Raw genomic sequence first — 5238 nt, forward strand, 5'->3', positions numbered from 1 at the left:
GAGGAGTTCCAGCTCCACCCCGAACAGTCCACCGACGCGATCGTCATCCACCACCCCGAGGCCAAGTACTTCAACGCCGGAGGCCGCCCATGACGACGTTCTCCTTCGAGTTCTTCCCGCCGAAGACACGCAAGGGCGAACAGACCCTGTGGGACGCGATCCGCCGCATCGAGCCGCTGCGCCCGGACTTCGTGTCGGTCACCTACGGAGCCGGCGGCTCGTCGCGGGACCGCACCATCGAGGTGACCAACCGCATCGTGTCCGACACGACGCTGCGCCCCGTCGCCCACCTGACCGCCGTCGGGCACTCCGTGGCCGAACTGCGACGCATCATCGGCCAGTACGCGGACGCCGGGGTGCGAGACGTGCTCGTGCTGCGCGGCGACCCGCCCGGCGATCCCAAAGGGCCCTGGGAGGCACACCCCGACGGCTTCGAATACGCGTACCAACTGGTCGAACTGGTCCGGTCCCTGGGGGACTTCACCATCGGCGTCGCGGCGTTTCCCGAACGGCATCCGCGTTCCGCGGACTGGGAGTCCGACATCCGGCACTTCGTCGACAAGTGCCGGGCCGGGGCGGACTACGCGATCACGCAGATGTTCTTCGACGTGGAGGACTATCTGCGCCTGCGTGACCGGGTGGCGGCGGCGGGCTGCGCGGTGCCGATCATCCCGGAGATCATGCCCGCCACCGACGTGCGGCAGATCCGCCGCTTCGCGGAACTCTCCGACGCGGCCTTCCCCGAAGACCTCGCCCACCGCCTCGAAGCGTCGCGGGACCGGCCCGAGGACGCGTACGCGATCGGTGTCGAACACGCCACCGCCATGGCCCGGCGCCTCCTGGACGAAGGCGCCCCAGGGCTGCACTACATCACTTTGAACCGCTCCACGGCGGCGCTCGACATCCACCGGACGATCCTGACGACCCTGCTGAACACGACTTCTAGGAGCATCAGTGCCAGCTGAACCGACCGCCGACGTCACGCACTTCAAAGTCGCCGACCTGTCCCTCGCGGAGTTCGGCCGCAAGGAGATCGCGCTGGCCGAGCACGAGATGCCCGGCCTGATGGCGCTCCGCGCGAAGTTCGCCGACCAGCAGCCGCTGGCCGGGGCGCGGATCACCGGCTCCCTCCACATGACCGTTCAGACGGCCGTCCTCATCGAGACCCTGACGGCGCTCGGCGCGGAGGTCCGCTGGGCTTCCTGCAACATCTTCTCCACCCAGGACCACGCCGCCGCCGCGGTGGCCGTCGGACCGCAGGGCACTGCCGAAGATCCGCAGGGCATACCGGTGTTCGCGTGGAAGGGCGAGAGCCTGGAGGAGTACTGGTGGTGCACGGAGCAGGCGCTGACCTGGCCGGGGGTCGCCTCGCGCGGGCCGAACATGATCCTCGACGACGGCGGTGACGCCACGCTCCTGCTCCACATGGGCGTCGAGTTCGAGAAGGCGGGCAAGCTGCCCGAGCCCACCGACGGCGAGGGCGAGGAGTTCCGGCTCATCATGGGCCTGCTCAGCCGCACTCTGGAAGAGACCCCCACCAAGTGGACCGACGCCGCCGCCGAGATCCGCGGGGTCACCGAGGAGACCACGACGGGAGTGCACCGCCTGTACCAACTGGCCTGCGCGGGCCGCCTGTTGTTCCCCGCGATCAACGTGAACGACGCCGTGACGAAGTCGAAGTTCGACAACAGGTACGGCTGCCGCCACTCCCTGCTCGACGGCATCAACCGGGCCACCGACGTCCTGATCGCCGGGAAGACCGCCGTCGTGTGCGGCTACGGCGACGTGGGCAAGGGCTGCGCGGAGTCGCTGCGCGGCCAGGGCGCCCGCGTGATCATCACGGAGATCGACCCGATCTGCGCGCTGCAGGCCGCGATGGACGGCTACCAGGTCACCACGCTCGACGAGGTGGTCGAGACGGCCGACATCTTCATCACCACGACCGGCAACAAGGACATCATCCTGGCGAGCGACATGGCGAGGATGAAGCACCAGGCGATCGTCGGGAACATCGGCCACTTCGACAACGAGATCGACATGGCCGGTCTCGCGAAGCTCCCGGGAGTCGTGAAGAACGAGCTCAAGCCGCAGGTCCACACCTGGACGTTCCCCGACGGCAAGAAGATCATCGTGCTCTCGGAAGGCCGTCTGCTGAACCTGGGCAACGCCACCGGCCACCCCTCGTTCGTGATGTCCACGTCCTTCGCGAACCAGACCCTCGCCCAGATCGAGCTGTTCACCAAGCCCGAGCAGTACACCACCGGCGTCCACGTGCTGCCCAAGCACCTCGACGAGCGGGTGGCCCGCGTCCACCTGGACGCCCTCGGCGTGAAGCTCACGACGCTCAGCACGGAGCAGGCCGCGTACATCGGCGTGCCCGTCGAAGGCCCGTACAAGCCCGACCACTACCGCTACTGAGGACGGGACATGAGGGGGAGCCGCCGCCGGCGGACGCGAGGGACCGGGCGGACCGCGGCGTGCTGAACGTCCCACGCCCGGAGGACACCCGTCTGCCCGAGGACGCCGAGAGCACGGAGGCAACCGGACGAGCCGAGCACCCGGCGGGCAGCGCGGGGGCGCCCGCGCGGAGCACGACGGTGGCGCGCGGCCGCCCGCTGCTCGCCGGGATCACCACCGCCGCCGTCGGCTTCGCCGGATCCTTCGCGCTGGTCCTCACCGGACTGCGGGCCGTCGGAGCCGACCGGCGCGGCGCCATGTCCGGGCTGCTCCTGCTCTGCCTCGCCATGTGCGCCCTGTCGCTCTGGCTCGGCCTGCGCCACCGCCAGCCCCTCAGCGTCGCCTGGTCCACGCCGGGCGCGGCCGTGCTCATCGGCGCGGGCCACGTCGCGGGCGGCTACCGGGCGGCGGTCGGCGCGTTCGTCGTCGCCGGGCTCCTCGTCATGGCGACCGGCCTGTGGGACTGGCTCGGCCGCCGCATCGCGGCCGTTCCGGTGCCCATCGCCATGGCGCTGCTCGCGGGCATCCTCTTCCCTCTGTGCCGCGCGCCCGTGCTGGCCTCGGTCGCGTTCCCGGCCCGGGTCCTGCCGATCGTCGGCGCCTGGGCGCTGCTCTTCCGGTACGCGCGCGCCTGCGCGGTGCCCGGCGCGCTGCTCGTCGCCGTCGGCGGAGTCCTGCTGCGGCACGACGCGCCGCTGGGCTCCTGGCACGACCTGCTCGCGCGGCCCGAGTTCACCGCCCCCGCCTTCCGCCCCGAGACGCTCGTGGGCCTCGCCGTGCCGCTGTACGTCATCACGATGGCCGCGCAGAACCTGCCCGGCCTCGCCGTGCTCACCCACTTCGGCTACCGGCCGCCCGCGCGTGAACTGCTGGTCACCACCGGGGCGTCGACGGTGCTCATCGCCTGCGGCGGCGGCTTCATGCTGAACATGGCCGCGAGCACCGCCGCGCTCGTCGCGGGGCCCGAGGCCGGCGAGGACCGTGAGCGGCGCTGGATCGGCGCGGTCACCGCGGCGGCCGTGTACGGCGTGTTCGGGCTGGCCGCGGGCCTGTTCGCGGTGCTGCTCGGCGCGACGTCCCCGCTGGTCTTCCAGGCCGTCGCGGGCCTCGCCCTGCTCGACACGCTCGCGTCGGCGCTCACCAAGGCGCTCACCGGGGCGCCCGGCGGTGTCCCCGCGGCCGCGGTCACCTTCGTCGTGGCCGCCTCCGGCGTCACCGCCCTGCACCTCACCTCCGCCTTCTGGGGGCTGCTCGCGGGCCTGGCCGTGCACGGACTGATGAAGTCCCGGGCGCCCGAGCCCCGTTGACGGGCACGGGAGCGCACAGGACCGCTGCAAGCTGTGCTTTAGCCCTCCGGTGATACTGGATGCGTAACCCGTCTCTGGCCGTATCCGGGCCGAATCCGTCGAGGAGCCCCCCGTCATGACGACTCGAACCTCCGGAAAGGCCGCGGTGGCCGCAGAGCTGCGCGGCTGGCTGACCGCTCGCCTCGCCATCTATCTGGACCGCCCGCAGGAGTCACTCGACGACCGCACTCCGCTCGCGGAGTTCGGGATGGACTCCGTCGCGGCGCTCAGCCTCTGTGGCGACCTGGAGGACGAGAAGGGCCTGGTCGTCGACCCGACCCTGGTGTGGGACCACCCCACCATCGCCGACCTCGTCAGCTACCTGACACCGCGCCTCATCGCCGCCGGCCGCACCGCGCAACAGGGATAGGCACGCGTGCGGGGGGACGGCCCGTCGCCGTCCCCCGCACGTCAGGGTGTGCTCCGACTCTCCTGTTCTCCTGTCCGCTCCGCTTCTCCGGTTCTTCTGCTCTACGACGTCAGCTCGCGGGTCCTGGCACGGGCCTGCTTCTCGGCGTTCAGGACGTCGTCGAGGGTCAGGACCGAGCCGGGCGCCGACTCCAGCTGTTCCTCCACCACCCTGCGCACGGTGCCGACGATGCCGAGGAACGGAAGGCGCCCCGCGAGGAACGCGGCCACGCACTCCTCGTTCGCGGCGTTCAGGACTGCCGGGGCCACCCCGCCCGCCTCGCCGGCGAACCGGGCGAGCGCCACCGCGGGGAACGCCTCCTCGTCCAGGGGGAAGAACGTCCAGGCGGTGGCCGCCGTCCAGTCGCAGGCCGGCGCGGCGTCCGGCACCCGGTGCGGCCAGCCGAGCCCGAGCGAGATGGGCACGCGCATGTCAGGGGGGCTCACCTGGGCGAGCGTCGAGCCGTCGGTGAACTCCACCATCGAGTGGACCACCGACTGCGGGTGCACGACCACGTCGATCCGCGCGAAGGGAACGTCGAAGAGCAGGTGCGCCTCGATGACCTCAAGTCCCTTGTTCATCAACGTCGATGAGTTCACCGTCACCAGCGGGCCCATGTCCCAGGTGGGGTGCGCGAGCGCCTGCTCGGGCGTGACGTCGGCCAGATCCGCGCGGGCGCGGCCGCGGAACGGGCCGCCGCTCGCGGTGAGGACGAGGCGCCGCACCTCGGCGTCGCGGCCCGCGCACAGGCACTGGTAGAGCGCCGAGTGCTCGGAGTCCACGGGGACGATCTGGCCGGGCCTGGCGAGCCGCCTGACCAGCGGTCCGCCCGCCACCAGGGACTCCTTGTTCGCCAGGGCGAGCGTGGCGCCCGACTCCAGGGCGGCGAGCGTCGGCGCGAGCCCGATGGACCCGGTGATGCCGTTGAGCACCACATCGCAGTCCGCGGCCGCGAGCTCGCTCGCCGCGTCGGGTCCGGCGAGCACCCGGGGCAGCGGCCGCCCGCCCGCGCCCAGATCGGAAGAG

General features: G+C 71.7%; 5 protein-coding genes. 4 read left to right on the forward strand and 1 reads right to left on the reverse strand.

Annotated elements, in window-relative coordinates; genetic code table 11:
- Positions 1 to 89 precede the first annotated feature (89 nt).
- From metF to OFY01_RS14660, 4 genes are all read left to right on the forward strand, one after another.
- Positions 90 to 965, forward strand: a complete 876-nt coding sequence (gene metF / locus OFY01_RS14645) for a methylenetetrahydrofolate reductase [NAD(P)H] (protein ID WP_266599972.1) — start codon at positions 90 to 92, stop codon at positions 963 to 965.
- Complete coding sequence (gene ahcY / locus OFY01_RS14650; protein ID WP_266599973.1) at positions 955 to 2418, forward strand: adenosylhomocysteinase; 1464 nt, start codon at positions 955 to 957, stop codon at positions 2416 to 2418. The genes metF and ahcY overlap by 11 nt, the downstream gene beginning before the upstream one ends.
- Positions 2419 to 2477: 59 nt before the next feature.
- Complete coding sequence (locus tag OFY01_RS14655) at positions 2478 to 3764, forward strand: benzoate/H(+) symporter BenE family transporter (RefSeq protein ID WP_266599974.1); 1287 nt, start codon at positions 2478 to 2480, stop codon at positions 3762 to 3764.
- 115 nt (positions 3765 to 3879) lie between these two features.
- Positions 3880 to 4173, forward strand: a complete 294-nt coding sequence (locus tag OFY01_RS14660; RefSeq protein ID WP_266599975.1) for an acyl carrier protein — start codon at positions 3880 to 3882, stop codon at positions 4171 to 4173.
- 101 nt (positions 4174 to 4274) lie between these two features.
- Here the strand turns inward: OFY01_RS14660 and dxr are convergent.
- Positions 4275 to 5238, reverse strand: a 964-nt coding sequence (gene dxr, locus OFY01_RS14665) for a 1-deoxy-D-xylulose-5-phosphate reductoisomerase (RefSeq protein WP_266599976.1), incomplete at its 5' end; no start/stop codon positions are given.

Source organism: Streptomyces beihaiensis, assembly GCF_026274175.1.
In the GTDB taxonomy this organism is placed as follows: domain Bacteria; phylum Actinomycetota; class Actinomycetes; order Streptomycetales; family Streptomycetaceae; genus Streptomyces; species Streptomyces beihaiensis.